General features: G+C 60.5%; 18 protein-coding genes and 2 pseudogenes. 6 read left to right on the top strand and 14 right to left on the bottom strand.

Going from position 1 to position 18,689, the window contains the following annotated elements:
- Positions 1-42: 42 nt before the first annotated feature.
- Positions 43-456: a cupin domain-containing protein gene (locus tag AB4N43_RS28400; RefSeq protein WP_460152436.1), complete on the bottom strand. Its 414-nt coding sequence runs from the start codon at positions 454-456 to the stop codon at positions 43-45.
- Positions 457-498: 42 nt separating this feature from the next.
- On the bottom strand, positions 499-1,251 hold the full coding sequence (locus AB4N43_RS28395) for an SDR family oxidoreductase (RefSeq protein ID WP_027924723.1): 753 nt from the start codon (positions 1,249-1,251) through the stop codon (positions 499-501).
- Positions 1,252-1,506: 255 nt separating this feature from the next.
- Here AB4N43_RS28395 and AB4N43_RS28390 point away from each other — a divergent pair, with 255 nt between their 5' ends.
- Positions 1,507-3,090, top strand: a complete 1,584-nt coding sequence (locus AB4N43_RS28390; protein WP_059182694.1) for a winged helix-turn-helix domain-containing tetratricopeptide repeat protein — start codon at positions 1,507-1,509, stop codon at positions 3,088-3,090.
- A 359-nt stretch (positions 3,091-3,449) separates the two neighbouring features.
- Here AB4N43_RS28390 and AB4N43_RS28385 read toward each other — a convergent pair whose 3' ends face one another.
- Together AB4N43_RS28385 and AB4N43_RS28380 are read right to left on the bottom strand one after the other, a co-directional pair.
- The gene (locus AB4N43_RS28385; protein WP_194940297.1) at positions 3,450-3,785 is read right to left on the bottom strand and encodes a c-type cytochrome; all 336 of its coding nucleotides are present in this window, start codon (positions 3,783-3,785) and stop codon (positions 3,450-3,452) included.
- 105 nt (positions 3,786-3,890) lie between these two features.
- Positions 3,891-4,325 carry a GNAT family N-acetyltransferase gene (locus AB4N43_RS28380; RefSeq protein WP_059182692.1) on the bottom strand — a complete coding sequence of 145 codons (435 nt, stop codon included), beginning with the start codon at positions 4,323-4,325 and terminating at the stop codon, positions 3,891-3,893.
- Between the two features lie 233 nt (positions 4,326-4,558).
- On the opposite strand from AB4N43_RS28380, the gene AB4N43_RS28375 reads away from it, so the two are divergent.
- A complete protein-coding gene (locus AB4N43_RS28375) occupies positions 4,559-4,978 on the top strand; it encodes an organic hydroperoxide resistance protein (protein ID WP_460152433.1) in 420 nt (139 codons plus the stop codon).
- 398 nt (positions 4,979-5,376) lie between these two features.
- Here AB4N43_RS28375 and AB4N43_RS28370 read toward each other — a convergent pair whose 3' ends face one another.
- Positions 5,377-5,712, bottom strand: a complete 336-nt coding sequence (locus tag AB4N43_RS28370; RefSeq protein WP_460152432.1) for a hypothetical protein — start codon at positions 5,710-5,712, stop codon at positions 5,377-5,379.
- Positions 5,713-5,832: 120 nt separating this feature from the next.
- Positions 5,833-6,261 (bottom strand): DUF1801 domain-containing protein, encoded by a 429-nt coding sequence (locus tag AB4N43_RS28365; protein WP_027924729.1) that lies wholly within the window; start codon positions 6,259-6,261, stop codon positions 5,833-5,835.
- Between the two features lie 278 nt (positions 6,262-6,539).
- Between AB4N43_RS28365 and AB4N43_RS28360 the strand changes: the two genes are divergently transcribed.
- Entirely contained in the window at positions 6,540-8,252 is a 1,713-nt protein-coding gene (locus tag AB4N43_RS28360) for an amidase (RefSeq protein WP_059182689.1), read from the top strand.
- A gap of 48 nt (positions 8,253-8,300) precedes the next feature.
- On the opposite strand, the gene AB4N43_RS28355 is transcribed toward AB4N43_RS28360, so the two are convergent.
- Together AB4N43_RS28355 and AB4N43_RS28350 are read right to left on the bottom strand one after the other, a co-directional pair.
- Positions 8,301-8,681 carry a RidA family protein gene (locus AB4N43_RS28355; RefSeq protein WP_027924731.1) on the bottom strand — a complete coding sequence of 127 codons (381 nt, stop codon included), beginning with the start codon at positions 8,679-8,681 and terminating at the stop codon, positions 8,301-8,303.
- A gap of 67 nt (positions 8,682-8,748) precedes the next feature.
- Positions 8,749-8,940, bottom strand: coding sequence for a carbonic anhydrase (locus AB4N43_RS28350; RefSeq protein WP_027924732.1), 192 nt, complete (start codon positions 8,938-8,940; stop codon positions 8,749-8,751).
- Positions 8,941-8,972: 32 nt separating this feature from the next.
- On the opposite strand from AB4N43_RS28350, the pseudogene AB4N43_RS28345 reads away from it, so the two are divergent.
- Positions 8,973-9,253: pseudogene (locus AB4N43_RS28345) on the top strand (Dyp-type peroxidase); the annotation flags it as partial.
- Between the two features lie 39 nt (positions 9,254-9,292).
- On the opposite strand, the gene AB4N43_RS28340 reads toward AB4N43_RS28345, so the two are convergent.
- On the bottom strand, positions 9,293-10,309 hold the full coding sequence (locus AB4N43_RS28340) for a M14 family metallopeptidase (protein ID WP_460152429.1): 1,017 nt from the start codon (positions 10,307-10,309) through the stop codon (positions 9,293-9,295).
- 171 nt (positions 10,310-10,480) lie between these two features.
- Here AB4N43_RS28340 and AB4N43_RS28335 point away from each other — a divergent pair.
- A pseudogene (locus AB4N43_RS28335) lies at positions 10,481-10,966 on the top strand (TetR family transcriptional regulator C-terminal domain-containing protein); the annotation flags it as partial.
- Here AB4N43_RS28335 and AB4N43_RS28330 read toward each other — a convergent pair.
- From AB4N43_RS28330 to AB4N43_RS28310, 5 genes are all read right to left on the bottom strand, one after another.
- Positions 10,922-11,929 carry a DMT family transporter gene (locus AB4N43_RS28330; protein ID WP_228758765.1) on the bottom strand — a complete coding sequence of 336 codons (1,008 nt, stop codon included), beginning with the start codon at positions 11,927-11,929 and terminating at the stop codon, positions 10,922-10,924. The pseudogene AB4N43_RS28335 and the gene AB4N43_RS28330 sit on opposite strands and share 45 nt — an antisense overlap.
- On the bottom strand, positions 11,929-12,627 hold the full coding sequence (locus AB4N43_RS28325) for an ABC transporter permease subunit (RefSeq protein ID WP_027924736.1): 699 nt from the start codon (positions 12,625-12,627) through the stop codon (positions 11,929-11,931). Before AB4N43_RS28325 ends, AB4N43_RS28330 begins: the two co-directional genes overlap by 1 nt.
- Before the next feature lie 5 nt (positions 12,628-12,632).
- A complete protein-coding gene (locus AB4N43_RS28320) occupies positions 12,633-13,346 on the bottom strand; it encodes an ABC transporter permease (RefSeq protein WP_027924737.1) in 714 nt (237 codons plus the stop codon).
- Positions 13,347-13,433: 87 nt separating this feature from the next.
- Positions 13,434-14,216, bottom strand: a complete 783-nt coding sequence (locus AB4N43_RS28315; protein ID WP_027924738.1) for a transporter substrate-binding domain-containing protein — start codon at positions 14,214-14,216, stop codon at positions 13,434-13,436.
- 27 nt (positions 14,217-14,243) lie between these two features.
- The gene (locus tag AB4N43_RS28310; protein ID WP_059182685.1) at positions 14,244-16,247 is read right to left on the bottom strand and encodes an aminotransferase class I/II-fold pyridoxal phosphate-dependent enzyme; all 2,004 of its coding nucleotides are present in this window, start codon (positions 16,245-16,247) and stop codon (positions 14,244-14,246) included.
- Between the two features lie 620 nt (positions 16,248-16,867).
- Here AB4N43_RS28310 and AB4N43_RS28305 point away from each other — a divergent pair.
- On the top strand, positions 16,868-18,628 hold the full coding sequence (locus AB4N43_RS28305; RefSeq protein WP_172825940.1) for a caspase family protein: 1,761 nt from the start codon (positions 16,868-16,870) through the stop codon (positions 18,626-18,628).
- Positions 18,629-18,689 lie beyond the last annotated feature (61 nt).

Genomic DNA, 18,689 nt, shown 5'->3' with positions numbered 1-18,689 from the left:
CTGCCGCCCGGCTGTCGAACATTCATGAGCGCGTTGACCGGCTCATTTTTTGATCGGTGTGACGAGTTCCTTTTCGTTGGTGTCGAGGACGAACACTGCCAGCAGGCGTGCAGGCTCGGCATCGCTGGCGTTGGCGCTGACCTCATGCACGGAGCCCGGCTCCTCTACGAAGTTTTGGCCGACGGTGTAGATCTTTTCCGGTTCGCCTTTGACCTTGATGCGAAACGAGCCTTCCAGGACCGTTGCATAGATGAAGGCCGTTTTTGGATGGGTGTGGGCCGGCGACGCAGCGCCCGGCCCGTACTCGACGACGACGCCTTTCATGCTCTTGCCTGGAAGATTGGGAATGGGACGGTCGAACACGACCGTCACCTTGCCGTGGGGCGGCTCAGCGGCGGACGCTGCGCTGATCGATAGCACTGCGAAGGCCGCGGCCAACAGGATTCGAGTAACCATGGGATGGCTCCTTCGTGGGTGGGAATGTGAGGGTGCGGGCCGTTACCGGGCCTTCGATTGAGCGATCCAGTCTTCGAAGCAGATCGCCCCCAGCCGTGGATTCTTGCCAGGCACCAGCGATTGATCGTCGAGCACGGCGCCGAAGTAACGGGCGTGCACGTCCGGCAGGACCTTGCGGCTGTCCCCAGTCGCCCGCAGAAAACGCCTGGCGAGTTCGTCGATCGGCATCGCTTCCGGGCCACCCACTTCAACCGTGCCATTGACCGGTGCTGCCAGCACCACATCGGCCAGCGCCGCCACCACATCGTCGGACGCTATCGGCTGGATCAGCGCCGGCGAGACACAAAACTCCTCGCCGACAGCGAACGACTGGACGATGCCTTCGACAAACTCGAAGAACTGCGTGGCACGCAGGAGGGTGTAAGGAATGCCGGATGCCTTGATCAGGTTTTCCTGCGCGACCTTGGCCCGAAAATAACCGCTGTCGGGAAGGCGTTCGCTACCGACGATCGACAGGGCTACGTGATGACGAACCCCGGCGGCCGCTTCGGCGGCCAGCAGGTTACGCGTCGATGTTTCGAAAAAATCAAGCACGGCCTGGTCTTCCCACGACGGCGCGTTCGCCACGTCCACAACGATGTCAGTACCATCCATCGCTGCGGCCAGGCCTTCGCGGGTGATGCTGTTCACGCCCGTGCTGGGGCTGGCGGCGACCGCGTCGTGGCCGCGCTCGCGAAGGGTGTTCACAAGTTTCGATCCGATGAGGCCGGAGCCTCCGATAACTACGATCTTCATGGCTGTTCTCCACGTGTCGACGGCAACCATTGCGTCGGTGTAGAGAGATTGCATGCGCGCACGCGGCAAGTCCTTGCAGCGGGCTTGGATTTACCTTCATGAACGCTTGGATTTGCGTCCAAAGCAGTGGTTATTCGTCCATCGTCACCGTGGACCATGCAACGGGTTTCGAGCTGCCGTATTATCAATCTCAACTAAATATCACCAGCAGCCTGGGACACGGAGTTGAAGGCGCTTTGCCAGGGGACGCCCACGTTGCAATTCGCGTTTGAAGACTTCGTGCTCGATCAAGAGCGCCGGGAATTGACCTTGCGTGGGCAAGTCGTGGCCGTCGGGCCACAGACTTTCGATCTATTGCTGTACCTGATGTGCAACCGCGATTGCGTTGTCAGCAAGGACGACTTGCTCAAAGCCGTGTGGAGCGGCCGGATCGTCTCGGAGTCGACGATCACCAGCCACATCAATGCGGTGCGTAAAGCCATCGGCGATACGGGCGAAGAGCAGCGCCTTGTCCGCACAATTGCCCGTAAGGGTTACCGCTTCGTCGGGCACATCAACGTCGACAACAGCGAGCAAGCACGACACCCTGGCGTCGACGAACACGCGGCCTCCAGGCAAACGCCCTCCTCTGCGCTGCTTCTCCCGGACAAACCGTCGATTACGGTCTTGCCCTTCCAGAATCTGAGCGGCGATCCAGAGCAGGAATACTTCGCCGACGGCGTGGTAGAGGACATCATCGTCGCCCTTTCAAGGATCCGCTGGCTGTTCGTCATCGCGCGCAACTCGAGCTTCACCTACAAAGGTCAGGCGGTGGACATCCAGGGCATAGGTCAGACGCTGGGCGTTCGCTACGTGCTCGAAGGCAGCGTGCGCAAGTGCGGGAACAAGGTGCGCATCACCGGGCAACTCATCGACGCGACCAGTGGCACGCACCTCTGGGCGGAACGCTTCGAAGGCCTGATCGACGACATCTTCGAGTTGCAGGATCAAATCGCCGAAAGTGTCGTGGGTGCCATCGCGCCGCAACTGGAACGGGCAGAAATCGAACGCGCCAAACGCAAACCCACCGAAAGCCTGGACGCCTACGATTATTACTTGAGGGCCATGGCAAAACTGCACAGCGGCACCCGCGAAGCCATCGCAGATGCCCTGCCGATGTTCAACACAGCCATAGAACTCGACCCCGAATTCGCCTCAGCCTATGGCATGGCCGCCTGGTGCCACTTCTGGCGCAAGCTCAATGGCTGGATGAGCGACCGGCCTGCCGAAATCGCCGAAGGCACGCGGCTTGCGCGCCTGGCGGTGACACTCGGACGCGACGATGCCGTCGCGTTGACGCGCGGCGGACATGCGCTTGCTCATCTGGCCGGTGATGTCGATGGGGGCATAGCGCTGCTCGACAGGGCACGCCTGCTCAACCCTAACCTCGCCCCCGCCTGGTTCCTGGGCGGCGTCTTGCGCGCGCTGCGCGGTGAAACTGAAGGCGCCATCAAGGACTTGACCCATGCCGTTCGCTTGAGTCCGGTGGACCCCGAAATGTTCAGGATGCAGATTGGGATGTCGCTCGCGCACTTCTTCGCCGGCCGCTTCGACCTCGCTACGCAATGGGCGGAAAAAGCCTTGGGCAACCTGCCCAATCTGCTGGCCCCGGTGGCCTTGGTGGCGGCCAGTTACGCGCTCAGCGGACGCATGGACAAAGCGAAGCAGGCCATGCAGCACCTGCGAGCGCTGGATCCGTTGTTGCGGGTTTCTAATCTGAGGGATTGGCTGCCTATTCAGCGTGCGGAGGACCTTGCACGGTTTACGGAGGGACTGCGGCGGGCGGGGTTGGAGGAGTGAGCTGGGGATGGCTGACCGTAGGAATGTCAAACAGTTGACCTCTTCAGGCAGAAAAGCGGTTTGCGTGTTAATCAGAACTGCCAAACCCACGAGACTCATGATCGGTAGACCGCTGAACGATTTAGCCAAACTGTTGAATCGACCGGTTGAATCCACCCCCTAAAGCGTCCCTTCATAACCGGTAGCCGCCAGTGCTAAATGAGTTTTTGCGATGGCCCGCGCAGCCAAAAAAATGGCCCGCATGCGGGCGGGCCAAATGGGGATTTTTCAAAGGAGCAAGGGTAATCTGCGCTCCAGTCTGTGAGCACTGCGTGAAAAACATGTCGCCGAAACGAAAGCATTCGGTCGAAGCAAACACACTACTGTTGCTGATGCAGGTATTTCTGAATGGCATCAATTTCAAGTTTGCTTGGCTTTACACCGTTGTCAGACGTGAAGCTAGCGCTAGCCCAATGCGGCATTGGCGCCTTCAGAGGCTTCCCATGGTCGTCGATACCGCTCAGCACGGCGCGCTCGAATACTTTTGATTTCCACTCACTGGCATCTCCGGCCAGCTTGGGCGCCGATCCTCCCGCGCCTCGAGGCCCGTGACAACCAACACAGTTATCTTGAAAAAGTACTTCTCCATCTGGCGGTGATGCCATGGCCGATGAGCAGGTGAGTAGGGCTATGAACGTCAGAAATGCGCATTTCATTTTAGGCTCCCGGCGACCCAACGATGACGTGAGCGGCTTAGGGGCGCTAAGTGAGAGCCTAGCAGCTGGCGAAGCCTGCTACAGGACGGTGTCGTTCTTACTCGGTCAGGCGTTCGTATTGCCCGACCGGGTAAACGAGTACCGATCGATATCCGTCCGCAGCGTCCAGCCCTGACGTTGCCAATAGCGGGCCGCCGCCTCATTGGTCTTGAACACATCGAGATGGCACTTGAGGATACCGAGTGGCTCAAGACTCGACAGGCAACGCTCCACCAACGCATTCGCAATGCCCTGACGCCGAAACGCCGGCTCGACAATCAGGTGCTGCAAGTACCCTCGACGCCCGTCGTGGCCCGACATGATGCAACCGCACACCACACCGTCGACTTGCGCCACAAAGCTCAACCCGGGGTTGCGTTCCAGATAGCGGGCAGTGGATTCACGCGAGTCTGCGTCACGCAGCGAGACGCCGGGCGTGCGCCGCATCAGTTCGATGACGGTCTCGTAATCGTCCAGGGTCATGACACGAATGTTGAACATTGAGTGCGCCTGAAAGTGGGAATTGTCTGGCGCAGAAGCCTATCAGATGCGATTCCGACGGGCAGAATTGTATCGATCTGTATGTTCGCCGGCGATCTTACACAGCGATACACAACGGCCGGTTCCAGACACACACGCACGACATGAGGGTGCAAAAGTGCGCCACGTCGCAAGGACTTCCCTGAACCCGCGACCTGAACACACAAGCCCTATACCCTCAGCAGGAACTTGCCATGATCCATCAAATCGACACTGTGCTGTACACCGGCAAAACCCACACCACCGGTGGCCGTGACGGCCAGTCCAAAAGTTCGGACGCACGCCTGGACATCAAGCTGTCCCCGCCCGGTTCGTCGGGCAGCGGCACCAATCCGGAACAGTTGCTGGCGGCGGGTTGGTCGGCGTGTTTTATCGGTGCGATGGGTAAAGCGGCGGTCGCATTGAACGTGACACTTCCGAGCGACGTGGCCGTGGATACCGAAATCGACCTGGGCAAAACCGATAACGCTTTTTTCCTCCAGGCACGCCTCAATGTCAGCCTTCCAGGCCTGGATCCAGCCGTCGCCCGCGCCGTGGTGGACGCGGCTCATCAAACCTGCCCGTACTCCAAGGCGACCCGTGGCAACATCGATGTCGAGATCAATCTGGTGTGATCCGGCCCGCTGGAACAGCCTGCCTTTCGGGGTGGGCCGTGCCGATAGCAGTTTTCCGTCCTGCCGTGTTTTTCACAGGACGAAATCGGTCTAAAGAGCGCGCTTTACACTGCGCATGCTTTGCTATTCTGAAGGTGTAGGTGAAGACGCAGACTGATGCGCAAGCGGATAGCAAGGAGACGTGGGGCACGTCCCGAAGGGTACACGGTTAGAAAGATCTCCGCGCTGAGATCCAGCCCTTACGCCGTGTGAAGCAGAAGTACATAACACTGTTCTGTCAGAGTCCTGATAAACCTTGTAAGCCAGAAACCAGCACTGGCCACCTACTCGAAATCCGAAGCCCGCCTTGTGCGGGCTTCTTCGTCAACGCCCCCCCACCTATCAGCAGGACTCTGCGCTTACTGAACGTTTTTCAGCTTGACCACATCACCGGAGATTTTGGTGGTGTAACCGGTCAGGACCCAGGCCCAGAACCAGTTTTCCTGCACTTGGGTGTTGATCATCGCGTCGCCGCCCTTGGCTTTGATCGCCGCGTCTTGCGCGCGAACAAAACGGCTGTTCTGCCGGATCGGGATCACACCAAACAGCAACAGGCCGGTAGCGGATGCTTCGCTGTGGCCGAGGACGGTGTATTGGCTGGCGTCATAATGCTGGGTGTTCATCGGGGCACCGGTGCAACCCGCCAAAACCAGACCGAACAGAGCAACCGCGACAACTTTACTGAGGTCCTTCACTGAAAAACTCCATGAGAATGTGCCCGGGATCCGTCTCTCGGGCGGCGCACACTCTAACGGAGGTGATGGCCAATTGGTACTACCCACAAAAAATTGCGCTGGTGTTCTCCCGATTTGTGCTCACTTGACCGGTTTACGCCGAGCGGCCGCCCGCGACAGGTTGAGCGCCACGGCGGACTTGATCAGTGCCTTCAACGCCTTTTCATCGAGCTTTTCGCCCTCATGCACATCAATGGCACGTCGGGTATTGCCTTCCAGGCTGGCATTGAACAGCCCTGCCGGATCCTCCAGCGCGGCGCCTTGGGCGAAGGTCATTTTGACCACGCTTTTGTAGGTCTCCCCGGTGCACAGGATCCCGGCGTGAGACCAGACCGGCACGCCCCGCCACTTCCATTCCTCGACCACCTCGGGATCGGCCTGACGGATCAACGTTCGAATGTGACCGAGCATCTCGCCCCGCCAATCGCCCAGTTCCTTGATTCTGTCGTCTATCAACGCCGAGGCGTCCTGCGTCACGGCAGCCTGTGCAACGGGCTCGTCCTTCTTCATACAGTGATCACCTGCTTCATGATGGTTTTGACCCGCCTCATGATAGTTGTCGCTCGCCCACCGCTCGAGCGTCACTGACTGACGGCGCCCCCGTCCGGCACGATCTGCGCACAGCGTTTCCTCTGCCACCGGCTTAATGCCAAAATGCAACGCTCAGGTCACCCGTCCAGCCCCTGCCCCGCGTCATGCAGTGCAACGAGAATCGATATGAACCCCCATTTTCAGATAAGTGATGCCCCTGAATCCCACGTCTCCCATCAGCCGCCGGCGGTCACAGCATGATTGAAGTCACTGAGGTTTCCATTGCGCAACTGCGTGCTGCGCTTGAATCCGGCCAGACCACGGCGGTCGAGTTGGTAGAGGCTTATCTCGCCAGGATCGATGCCTACGACGGCGCCGACACCCCTACCGCCCTCAACGCGGTGGTGGTTCGCAACCCCGACGCGCTCAAGGAAGCGCAAGCGTCGGATGCCCGTCGGGCCAAAGGCGAAACGCTGGGCCCGCTCGACGGCATCCCCTACACGGCCAAGGACAGCTATCTGGTGAAGGGGCTGACCGCCGCCTCCGGAAGCCCGGCCTTCGCCAATCTGATTGCCTATCGCGATGCGTTCACCATCGAACGCCTGCGCGGTGCCGGTGCCATCTGCCTGGGCAAGACCAACATGCCGCCCATGGCCAACGGCGGTATGCAGCGCGGGGTCTATGGTCGTGCCGAGAGCCCGTACAACGCGGACTACCTTACCGCGCCTTTCGCTTCGGGTTCGTCGAACGGTGCCGGCACCGCAACTGCTGCCAGTTTCGCCGCGTTCGGCCTTGCGGAAGAAACCTGGTCGAGTGGGCGCGGCCCAGCATCGAACAATGGCTTGTGCGCCTACACGCCCTCGCGCGGGGTGATTTCGGTGCGCGGTAACTGGCCGCTGACACCGACCATGGACGTGGTCGTGCCGTTCGCCCGGACCATGGCGGACCTGCTTGAGGTGCTCGACATTGTCGTGGCCGAAGACCCGGACACCCGCGGCGATCTGTGGCGGATGCAACCCTGGGTGCCGATTCCCAGTGTCTCCTCGGTGCGCCCCGCTTCCTATCATGACCTGGCCGCACAACCTGAGGCTCTCGCCGGCAAGCGTTTCGGCGTGCCGCGCATGTACATCAACAAAGATCTTGAAGCCGGCACCAGCGAGGCGCCGGGTATCGGCGGGCCGACCGGGCAGCGCATCAACACCCGCGCCTCGGTAATCGGTCTATGGGAAGCGGCTCGCAAGGCCCTCGAAGCCGCCGGCGCTGAAGTCGTCGAAGTCGATTTCCCGCTGGTCTCCAACTGCGAAGGCGACCGTCCGGGGGCACCGACCGTGTTCAATCGCGGCATCGTCTCCAAGGAGTTCCTGCACCACGAATTGTGGGACCTGACGGCCTGGGCGTTCGATGATTTCCTTCAGGCCAATGGCGATCCCAAACTGAATCGCCTGGTTGACGTCGACGGGCCGCTGATTTTCCCCCACGACCCCGGCACGCTGCCCAACCGCGAGGGCGATCTGGCGGCCGGCATGGACGAATATGTGCGGATGGCTGAACGCGGCATTACGCCGTGGAACGAGATCACCACCGTGCCTGATGGCTTGCGCGGGCTTGAACACACGCGGCGTATCGATCTTGAGCAATGGATGGATCGCCTGGGACTGGACGCGGTGCTGTTCCCGACCGTCGCCGACGTGGGCCCGGCGAACGCCGATGTCGATCCTGCGTCTGCGGACATTGCGTGGAGCAATGGCATTTGGGTCGCCAACGGCAACCTCGCCATCCGCCACCTCGGCGTTCCGACGGTCACGGTGCCGATGGGCGTGATGCCGGACATCGGCATGCCTGTCGGGCTGACGTTCGCCGGTCGCGCCTATGACGATTCGTCGCTGCTGCGCCTGGCGTCGGCGTTTGAAGCCACCGGGAGCAAACGCTTGATCCCGCCGCGCACCCCGCCGCTGCCAACCCAGCCGTAAACATTGAGCGGGATTGGTGCGCTACAGGCTCCAATCCCGCTCAATAATTCAGCCCTTGGCCGCCATTGCGGTGACTTCCACACGCATGCCTTCGACCGCCAAAGCGGCCACGCCCACAGCGGCGCGAACCGGCCACGGCTTGGCGAAGAAACGCTTGTAGACCTCGTTGAACGCGGCACGATCAGCCATGTCGGTGAGGTAGATGGTCAGGTGCAACACCCGATCCATCGAACTGCCAGCCCCTTCCAGTGCTGACTTGAGCGCTTGCAGCGTGCATTCGCTCTGCTCGACGATGCCACCCAGTTCCAGACTGCCGTCGGCGCGGGTAGGGATCTGAGTGGAGACCAGCAGCCCACCAAAACCGGCAACGTCGGAGGAGATGGAGTCCTGGTCTGGATCAGGGATGAACGTGATGTCTTGGTTAGCCATGAGGATCTCGCGCTTGAGGTGAAAAGGGGCTGTTGCGTATCAGGCGCGCAGTTTACATCCATCTCATTTAATCGGGGCGCAGCAACCCGGAAGGAACCACCGTTTCGATCAGTCCGGTCGTCACGTCGTACACCAGCCCCGTCACCGTGAAACCACCCGGCAGGTTCGGATTGGCCTTCAGTGCCGCCACGTCAACCGCCACCGCTTTATAAGGGTCATCGATTTCAAGCGCCGCCAACTTGTCTGTCTCGACGCCCATGTGTCTGGCCATCGTCTCAAACAGCGCCGCGTTCACACAGTGCCTTGACCACGATACCAAGGGCGGCGAAGAAGTGAAGATCCTGCGCGACAATATGCCCTTTGGCAGTCCGGGTGCGGGCGAGTTTGGCACGTACTTCATCGGCTACGCCCGTTCGCCCGATCCCCTTGAACAGATGCTGGAGAACATGATTGTCGGCCGACCACCGGGCAATTATGTCCGCTTGCTGGATTTGCGCACTGCCTCCACTGGCGGCTTGTTTTTCATCCCTTCGGCAGACTTGCTGGAACAACTGGCGGACCTCAAGCCCTGAGCCGCGGGCGCAGCCTTCATGAATGACGGCTGCGCTCTGCTAGTTCGGATCGAGCAACCCGCCGCTCCAGTTGCGCGATACCCGGCTGCCGGTGAATTTCGCCACCACCGTGCCCTGCGGCACCAGCCGATCGCGATAACGGGTGACCATGCGCCCCGCTTGCTCGGCGACCAAAACCATCTCGGACGATGGATCGCCCGGCCGCCGCAGAATCCGCGCAAAGCGCTGCCCTTCTTCGACGAAATCCCCCAATTCTTTTTCAAAGATCAACACGCCGGGCTGCGGCGCCAGAATGGTTTCCATGTGGCCCATTTCCATCGCCTCGACGGGCCAGTCAGCGGGTGCCTGCGCCTCATCGATGACCCCGCAGCCGCATAGCCAGACGTACAACCCTTCGGCGTCCTGCTCGGCAAACCGGTCGCTGACGTCGCCTTGCCCGCGCAACTCCAGTGTCGCCGCCATGCGTTGGTCGGTGACGCCGTCGCGCAGCCATGGCGCAATGAGGGTCTCTTCGAAAGAGCCATCGCCGCCGTCATCCCAGATGATCGCCACGTCCATTTTCATCGCGGCGGCCAATTCACGACCACGGGGCCAGAAACGGCGGTGGACGTAGAGGTAGGGCATTGCTTCGTCATCGGTGTGCAGGTCGAGCATCACGTCCGCCGGGGCCGCGAGCTGCACCAGTTTTTTTTGCCATTCCTGGACGTTGGTCGAGGGTTGGGCCATGGCGGCCGACTGGTCGAACCCGCGGTTGAAGTTATGCCCGGTAGCCTCATGAAAGCGACCGAGAAGGCGTCCTTGGCGAAACTGCCCGATGCCCAGCGGATTGGCTTGCGGCACCACCGTCACGCGGCCGTTGAGCCGCCCCTGGGCCTGGGCGACCTCAAGCTTCTGCATCAGCAGATGCAACACCAGCATCCCGGCGATTTCATCCGCATGCACCCCGGCCTGGAGGTGTACGGTCGGGCCGCTGCCATGGCCGTCGTAGCGCCACGCGCCGACCTGCACCGAGTCACCGTTGTTGTTGCGAACACTGAACGAAACATCCTGCGCCATCTGCTTGTCCTCCCGCGTCACGAACGTTAAAAACCGACACGTTGCCAAGGCCGAACTGGAGATTGAACGCACGTTCAACTAAGCTCGCCAACCAGGCAACACACCCAAGGAATCCTTGTGACAGTCCCTTCCACAAAAAACCGCCGCGCTGAACCGGACGAGCGTCGCGAAATGCTGGTGGCCGCCACCCTGCGCTGCCTGGTGCGCGACGGTCACGCCGGCATTTCCGTGCGCCGCATCGCCACCGAGGCCGGGGTGTCCGTGGGGTTGCTCAATCACCATTTCGGCAGCATCGATGCGTTGATTGCCGACACCTATCAAAAGATCGCCAGCGAGCTGACCACCGCCCTGCTCCAGGAGATCCAGCAGGCCGGCACGCCCGCGCAGAAGATGGACGCGTTCCTCACCGGTTCCTTCTCGCCTCGGGTCATGGACCCGCAATTGCTTGGGGTCTGGGTGGTGTTCTGGAGCCTGATCCGGCACTCAGAACACGTCAGCCAATCCCACGAAAAAAGCTACCGAGCCTACCTCGACCTGCTCCGCCAACTGCTGGATGACATGGCGGCCAGCGAAGGCTTCGTGATCCACGACACGCGCCTGGCCGCCATCGGTTTATCGGCGATGCTCGATGGTCTCTGGATCGAGTGGTGCCTGAACCCCGAAACCTTCAGCCCCGCCAACGGCCTCCACATCTGTCGCTGCTGGATAAAGGGGCTGCGACACGGAGCATTCAGCACCGACGACGTCCTGTGAGGGGTGACGGCCGAAGATCATCGCCAGGGTGCCGCTGACGGCGATCAGCCCGGCACCGACCATCAGCGACACGTCCATCAGCGTGCCCCAGATCAGGCTCGACAAGAGGAACGCCCAGATCAGCCCGGTGTATTCGAACGGTGCGAGCAACGTGGCCGTGGCCCGCTGAAAACTGGCAAACAGCAGAAACTGGCCGATGCCGCCGACCAGCCCGGCGCCGAGCATCCCGAGCCACGCGGGGGTGGGTGCGGGTGTGTAGGTCCAGGGCAACGCCACTGCCATGCAAATCACAAACACCACGTTGGTGATCAACATCTGTTCGAGCACGGACGTCTGCTCATCCACCTGGCGCAACTGGATGTAGGTGAACGCCCAGCACATCGCCGCCAACAACGTCAGCACCACCGGCACCGGATCGACCAGGTTGCTCGGGCGGCAGGCGATGATCACACCAACAAAACCGATGATCAGGCTGAGCCACTGCCAGCCGCTGGCGCGTTCCTTGAGAATCACCGCCGCCAGCACCGTAACCATGATCGGTGCGGAAAAATACAGCGTGGTCATTTCCGCCAGGGTCAGGTCCCGGGCCGCCGTGTAATACAGCACCCAGGCAACAATTGACAACAACCCGCGCACCACCAGCAAGCGTCGGCTCGGCGAGCGCCAGGCGCGCTGGACCAAACGCAAATGCCCGGCCAGCAGGCAGGCCAGGACCACCACAAGGGCGCGCCAGAACAGAATGCTGACCACCGAATAATCCGCCACCAGCCACTTGATGGCGGCGTCCTGCAGGGCCAGGAACGTATAACCCAAGGTGCACAGGCCAATGCCTTGCAACGACCGGTCAACCATCCTTGGCGTACTCATTACACCGACCTGCGCACGGGTGTCCCGCGCCGTTCGGCAAAGGCAAACAGCGCTTCGATCATGAACGTCAGGCAGACATACACGCCGGCCACCAACAGCAACGGTTGATAGACTTGCAGCGTTTGCGCCCGCACCACGTTGGCGGCGCCCAACAGATCGACAATCGCAATGGTCGAGGCCAGTGCGGTGGACTTCAGCAGCATCACGGTCTCCCCGGCCAGGGTCGGCAACAGCAGACGCAACGCCCTGGGCAAACGCACCCGCAGCAACGACTGGCGCGGGGTCATGCCAAACGCCGACGCCGCTTCCATTTCCCCTTTGGGCACCGCCAGCAACCCGCCGCGAATCACTTCGCCGACATAGGCCCCTACCGACACCACCAAGGCAAACACGATGTACCAGTAACCGTCGCGCAGGTATGGCCAGAGGAAGCTGCCGCGGATCAACGGGAACTGCGCAAACAGGCTGCCGAGGCCGTAGTAGAAGATGTAGATCTGGATCAGCAACGGCGTACCGCGCGTCACGCTGGTATAGAACAGGCTGACCTTGGCGATCACTTTGTTTTTCGAGATCCGGGCCAGCGCCACCAGCACTGCGAGCGCATAACCGAACACGCTGGAAATCAACAAAATGGTGATGGTCGTTTGCAGCCCCCGGCCCAACAGCGCCGCGTATTCAACTATCCACGCTGGAATCATTTCATTCACTCAGCCAAAGGCATCCAGCGACGGATGCGTCGCTCAAGCCGTCCCGACAGGTAGTTGGACACCAGCGTCACGGCGTAATACATCGCCGCGGCGGTGAGGTAGAACAACAGGTAGTGACGCGTCGAGCCCGCGCCTTGCTTGGCGGTGTACAGCAACTCGTTGGTGCCGACCACGCTGATCAATGCGCTGTCCTTGATCAGGTTGATCCACAGGTTGGCCATCCCGGCCATGGCGTAAGGCGCCATGATCGGCAGCGTGACCCGTCGGAACAGGCCGAAGCCGCTCAAGCCGAACGCTTTGCCTGCCTCGATCTGACCGAACGGAATGGCCTGGATCGCCGCCCGGAAAATCTCCGAGGCGTACGCGCCCTGCACCAGCCCCAGCACCACAATCGCCGCCAGCGGACCGCTGACATTCACCGTGTCGTAGCCCATCTGCGCCATCAGCGAATTGAGCAGCATCGAACCGACGTAGTACAGCAGCAGGATCAGCAACAACTCCGGAACCGCACGGAATAACGTGGTGTAACTGCGCATCAGTGCCGCGATCGGTTTCGGCGCGCCCAGCTTGAGGCAAGCCACCACCAGCCCGATCAGGAGCCCGAGCACAAACGCCCCGGCGGAAATCTGCAGGGTCATCCAGAGCCCTTTCAACAGCGCACTGCCCCATCCTTGTTCGCTGAAATTGATCAAATCGAACATTGCCGGCATTTCACTCTCCCGTTAAAGCACCACCGGACCTTGTGGGCGCGAGCTTGCTCGCGCCCACAGGGTTTTGCATCGGCCACAGGATCTCTATCAGAACGCCGGTTTCACGCTGGTGCCGAAGTAGTGTTGGGACAGGTCGTCATAGTCCTTGCTCGCCAGCAAGGTCTTGATCGCCGTGTCGAGTTTGGCCTTGAGCTCGGTGTCGTCCTTGCGCAAACCGGCGCCCACGCCTTTGCCAAAAATCGGGTCGTAAGGCACTGCGCCGAGGTAGGCCAGGTCCTTGGCATCCGGGGTCTGGACGAAGGCCGCCATGGCCGTGCCGTCCGCCATCATCAGGTCGATACGACCGGCAATCAGGTCGGCGTTGGCCGAGTCCTGGGTGTCGTAATACTTCACGTCGGCAATTTTTTCGTAGTACGTCTTCAGGTAACTGGCGCTCACCGTGGAGTTCTGCACCCCAATGGTTTTGCCCTTCAGGTCATCCGGGTACTTCTTAACAGACGCGTCCTTCGGCCCGACAATCGCGATCACCGAATCGTAGTAAGCCTTGCTGAAGGCGATCTGTTTTTCCCGTTCTTCAGTCACCGACATCGAGGAAAAAATCACGTCGATCTTCTTCGCCAGCAACGAAGGAATGATGCCGTCCCACGCCACTTCCTTGATTTCACACTCGGCTTTCATCTCGCTGCACAGCTTGTGGATCAGGTCGACTTCGAAGCCCTTCCACTCACCGTTGGCCTGTTTCTCGGTGTACGGCGGATAGGGTTCGGCCGCGACCGCGAACCTGATCGGTTGCGCCTGCGCCGCGCTCATGCCAGCCAGCAGCAAGCAGGCCGCGCCGGTAAACCAGTTTGCCAAACGTCGATTTCCCATGATTTTTCCCCGTCTTTTTATGATGTTTTAGCGAGTCTGATGTGCGTTGACGAACTGTCGGCAACGTTCACTGCGTGGGTGTACGAACACTTCATCCGGCGAACCGGTTTCCTCGATCAGCCCTTGGTGCAAGTAGGCGACTTGGGAAGACACATCGCGGGCAAAGGCCATTTCATGGGTCACCAGGATCATGGTCCGGCCTTCTTCCGCGAGGGAGCGGATCACCCGCAGCACTTCGCCGACCAGTTCCGGGTCGAGTGCCGAGGTGGGTTCATCGAACAGCATGACCTTGGGCCGCATGGCCAGGGCCCGGGCGATGGCCACCCGTTGTTGCTGCCCCCCGGAGAGAAACGCCGGGTACTCGTTGCGCTTGGCCGCAAGCCCCACGCGTTCCAGCAAGGCTTCAGCCCGTTCAGTGGCTTCGGCACGGCTTTCACGCAGGACCTGGGTCGGCGCTTCGATGAGGTTTTCCAGCACCGTGCGATGGGGCCAGAGGTTAAAGTTCTGGAACACCATGCCCAGGCTCGAACGGATCCGCACCAGCTGTTTGGCGTCGGACACCAGTGGCGCGCCGGGACGGTCGTGGTTGAGCTTGATGCTTTCGCCGTCCACCAGAATGCGTCCCTGGTCCGGCACTTCGAGCATGTTGATGCAGCGCAGCAAGGTACTTTTGCCCGAGCCGCTGGCGCCGATCAGGGAGATCACATCGCCTTCGCGGGCCGTCAGCGAGACGCCCTTGAGCACTTCGATATTGCCGAAGCGTTTGTGCAGGCCATCGACTTCGATCATGGTCTTGGACGTGACGGGGACAACGGTGGCTTCGCAGGTGACGCGACTGAGCACCGGTCGTGGCGCCTCACCTTTCAGCACCAGGACAAAATCGCGAATACGCTGACAGGCCTGGGCCAACCGCTCTTCTCCGAGGGTGAACGAGAGCCGCACAAAGCCTTGCGCCGGCTCGCCAAACGCCGCCGCATCGAGGACCGACACGCGCGCCTCGCGCAACAGGCGCCAGGCGAACTCCAGCGAAGTCAGCCCGGTGTCACGCACGTCCATCAACACGAACATGCCGGCATCGGGGTTGAGCACTGAAATGCCCGGGCAGTTGGACAGACTCGTGACCACCAGATCACGCCGACGGCGATAGATGTCGCGCATGCCGTGGGTCACGTCTTCGTGGGCCTGCACCGCTTTCAGCGCCGCTTCCATGACAAACCCCGGCAAGCCATAGAGCATGCTCAGCACCAGGGTTTCCGCGTGGGCGATCAAGGCTTCGTTGGCGACGATCCAGCCGATCCGCCAGCCGGTCATGGCATGGGATTTCGACAGACTGCCGACCACCACGCAGCGCTCGGCCATGCCCGGCAACGCCGCGAGGCTGAGGTGTTCGCGTTCGAAGGCGAGGCTTTCGTAGACTTCGTCGGCCACCACCCACAGGTCATGTTCGATGGCGAGGTCGGCGATGGCTTGCAGCTCTTCGCGGTTGAGCACCACGCCGGTGGGGTTGTTCGGGTTGGAGAAGAAAATCGCCCGGGTGCGCGGGGTGATGGCCTTGGCCAACACGGCGGCATCGAGCCTGAATCCGCAATCCGCCGAGCACGGCACCCGCACCAGCGTGGCGCCGGAGGCCTTGAGGGTGGCCTCGTACGTCACGTACATCGGGTCCAGGGCAATCACTTCATCGCCCGTGTTGAGCAGGCACATCGAGGTGATGAACAACGCGTTCTGCGCCCCGGCCGCGACGATCACGTTCGGCGCTTGCACCTCACGGCCGAACAATGGGCTGTAGCGGTTGGCGATGGCTTCGCGCAAGGCCTGGCGACCGGCGATCTCGGTGTAGTGAGTGTCACCCTCGCGCAGCGCTTCGATGGCGGCATCGGTGATGAAATCGGGTGTGGGGAAATCCGGGTCACCGACGCTGAGAATGATCACATCCTCGCCACGGCGCTGGGCTTCAAAGGCTGCATTGTGAATATCCCAGGCGGCGACACCGTCGCCTGAAATCCGCTCAACAAAAGGTGAAAACCGCATGCCAGTGCCTCGTTCGAATTGAAGAAACGCCAGCCCGCGCTACCCGCCGGGGAGGTGGCCATCAACATAGTCGAAGCTGAACAGTCGTTCAACAGAAAAGTCGCGAAGGTTCGCGTTCAGCGTAAACAGGTCGTTTTCACGACAGTCGCGGCGTTTTCAGCACGGGGGCATGGTGAAGCTGAATGGGAATCCCGAGAGGGTTTCCAGCCACGGAAGTTTAATAAGAGGGGTACAACTTCTGAGTCAGTCTTATTAGATAAGTGCTGCACATTAGATAATTCCTTCGCACGTGTAACACCAACAAGACACTTATAAAACCTGACACCTTCAACCTAGGCTAAACCTCAACAACATCAGCACTCCGTACCGACGCGCTTTTCTGAACACCCCGAACCCCAAGGCCTTCACCCGCACCTTAGAAGTTCACCCCAATAGCAATGCTCTAAATTAAAAACAACTGACTCATTCCAATTAATCATAAAAAAGCCCAGTCGGATTTTGCTAATCGAATATGCTCAACTCAACGCACCAACAGGCAGTTAGTTCTCTTATCAAGCCGATGACAACAACCGCTTGTTCATGCAAATAACGCCAGCAGACATCACTTCAAGGAAATGGACATGAAGATCAAGATTCTGTGCGTGCATGGCATTGGCCATGAAGAAGCGGATGAGAGTTTCGAGCAATCCTGGAAACGGTCGATTACCACGGCGGTGCTGAGCGTGGCGCCGAATGCGGTGATCGAACTGGACTATTTCGAGTATGACGCGCGCTTTGCGTCCAGCGGTCTGGGCGCGCCGGAAATTGCCGAAGCGACGCTGCGTCTACTGACCAGCGCCGTCATCCATTCAGTCGGGGATCTGTTCCGGCGTGATCGCGGCATCGGGCAATTTCCTGATCGCCTGCGCTGGACGGCCGGCATGGTGGCGCAATGGACCGCGGACGAGGCGCTGCGAACCACGCTGCGTAAAGACCTCGCCACGCGCATCAACGACTCAGAACCGGATATCGTCTGTGCGCACAGCCTCGGAACACTGGTCGCCTATGACACGTTCCGTCGGGATCCGTCGCTGATGAACAAGCGCGTGCTGATCACGTTCGGCTCGCAGATTGCCAACCCCGCAGTACGCGAGACGTTCGGCGGACGTATCGAAGGCATTGACACGGCATACAAGTGGTACCACCTCTACAACGAACACGATCATGTGTTTACCGCACCGCTGTACCTGCGCGATGCCAACTTCACTCAAGTCATGACGCCTTTCGACAAACCGGGCGACGCGCTCAATCACGATGCAACGTACTACCTCGGTCACCCCGAAACCCGGTCCAATGTCTGGGGCCCGCTGTTACAGGTCGGCCTCGCCAGGGGGTTCGACAAACGTTTGCTCGCCGTCGACAAATCACTCGGTCTGGCCGTGCCAAAGGCACAAACCGCACGTCGTTCGAGAGACAAGGCGTTGCTGATCGGGATCAACAACTATCCCAACCCTTCGGACCGGCTCGAGGGTTGCGTCAATGACGTGTTCCTGATGAGTTCATTGCTGCAAGAATCGAACTTCTCTCCGGATGACATCCGCGTCGTGCTCGATGACCGCGCCACCACCGCCGGCATTCGCGATCGCCTGCACTGGTTGCTCGACGACGCCCAAGCGGGTGATCGCCGAGTGCTGTTCTACTCAGGGCACGGTGCGCAGATTCCCAATACCAATGCCGCCGGCGAGGCCGATCGCATCGATGAATGTCTGTGCCCCTGGGATTTCGACTGGACGCCGGAACACGCCATCGTCGACAACGACTTTCGCGACCTGTACATCCAGCTGCCGTACAACACACAGTTCATAACCATCTTCGATTGCTGCCACTCGGGCGGCATGACGCGTGAAGGCGCGCGGCGTGCCCGAGGGTTGACGCCACCGGATGACATCCGCCATCGCGCCCTGCGCTGGGAGGCCAGTCTGCAGATGTGGGTCGAGCGCGATTGGGTGAAAGAGGCGCGCAAGAACGCGCAGAAGGCAGAAGCCGCCAACACCGTGAGCAATCGCGACGGCATTCGCCGGGTCGGCCAGGCCATCGCGGTACGCGGGTACGACGACAAGCTCTACAACAGACGTCGCATCGCTTACAAACACGATGGCCCTTTTCTGCCGATCCTCATGTACGCCTGTGGCGAATCCCAACTGTCGTATGAGTACCGCCACGGCGTGATTTCGTACGGCGCGTTCACCTACGCGCTCGCCCAGACGCTGCGCTCATCCAAAAAGCGTCCGACATTCAATGCCTTGGTCCGCGCCACGGGCAAGCTCCTGGCCGAGCTGGGTTATGACCAGAAGCCGGCCATTGTCGGGCCGAAGGTTTTACTCGGCAAAGTCGTTCCATAAACCATCAACCACCACGCTGAAAATCAAACCGGGCGTCTTGAAGACGCCCGGTTTCTTATTG

The sequence above is a fragment of the Pseudomonas sp. S2_B07 genome (genome assembly GCF_054668435.1).
Note: the sequence above shows the minus strand (reverse complement) of the source record. Positions and strands in the feature narration are given on the sequence as shown.

What these genes read in the sequence shown, in the direction of transcription:
- AB4N43_RS28400 (WP_460152436.1), bottom strand. Translation starts at nt 456, where the DNA reads ATGGTTACTCGAATCCTGTTGGCCGCGGCCTTCGCAGTGCTATCGATC.
- AB4N43_RS28395 (WP_027924723.1), bottom strand. Translation starts at nt 1,251, where the DNA reads ATGAAGATCGTAGTTATCGGAGGCTCCGGCCTCATCGGATCGAAACTT.
- AB4N43_RS28385 (WP_194940297.1), bottom strand. Translation starts at nt 3,785, where the DNA reads ATGAAATGCGCATTTCTGACGTTCATAGCCCTACTCACCTGCTCATCG.
- AB4N43_RS28380 (WP_059182692.1), bottom strand. Translation starts at nt 4,325, where the DNA reads ATGTTCAACATTCGTGTCATGACCCTGGACGATTACGAGACCGTCATC.
- AB4N43_RS28375 (WP_460152433.1), top strand. Translation starts at nt 4,559, where the DNA reads ATGATCCATCAAATCGACACTGTGCTGTACACCGGCAAAACCCACACC.
- AB4N43_RS28365 (WP_027924729.1), bottom strand. Translation starts at nt 6,261, where the DNA reads ATGAAGAAGGACGAGCCCGTTGCACAGGCTGCCGTGACGCAGGACGCC.
- AB4N43_RS28360 (WP_059182689.1), top strand. Translation starts at nt 6,540, where the DNA reads ATGATTGAAGTCACTGAGGTTTCCATTGCGCAACTGCGTGCTGCGCTT.
- AB4N43_RS28355 (WP_027924731.1), bottom strand. Translation starts at nt 8,681, where the DNA reads ATGGCTAACCAAGACATCACGTTCATCCCTGATCCAGACCAGGACTCC.
- AB4N43_RS28350 (WP_027924732.1), bottom strand. Translation starts at nt 8,940, where the DNA reads ATGGGCGTCGAGACAGACAAGTTGGCGGCGCTTGAAATCGATGACCCT.
- AB4N43_RS28340 (WP_460152429.1), bottom strand. Translation starts at nt 10,309, where the DNA reads ATGGCGCAGGATGTTTCGTTCAGTGTTCGCAACAACAACGGTGACTCG.
- AB4N43_RS28330 (WP_228758765.1), bottom strand. Translation starts at nt 11,929, where the DNA reads ATGAGTACGCCAAGGATGGTTGACCGGTCGTTGCAAGGCATTGGCCTG.
- AB4N43_RS28325 (WP_027924736.1), bottom strand. Translation starts at nt 12,627, where the DNA reads ATGATTCCAGCGTGGATAGTTGAATACGCGGCGCTGTTGGGCCGGGGG.
- AB4N43_RS28320 (WP_027924737.1), bottom strand. Translation starts at nt 13,346, where the DNA reads ATGCCGGCAATGTTCGATTTGATCAATTTCAGCGAACAAGGATGGGGC.
- AB4N43_RS28315 (WP_027924738.1), bottom strand. Translation starts at nt 14,216, where the DNA reads ATGGGAAATCGACGTTTGGCAAACTGGTTTACCGGCGCGGCCTGCTTG.
- AB4N43_RS28310 (WP_059182685.1), bottom strand. Translation starts at nt 16,247, where the DNA reads ATGCGGTTTTCACCTTTTGTTGAGCGGATTTCAGGCGACGGTGTCGCC.
- AB4N43_RS28305 (WP_172825940.1), top strand. Translation starts at nt 16,868, where the DNA reads ATGAAGATCAAGATTCTGTGCGTGCATGGCATTGGCCATGAAGAAGCG.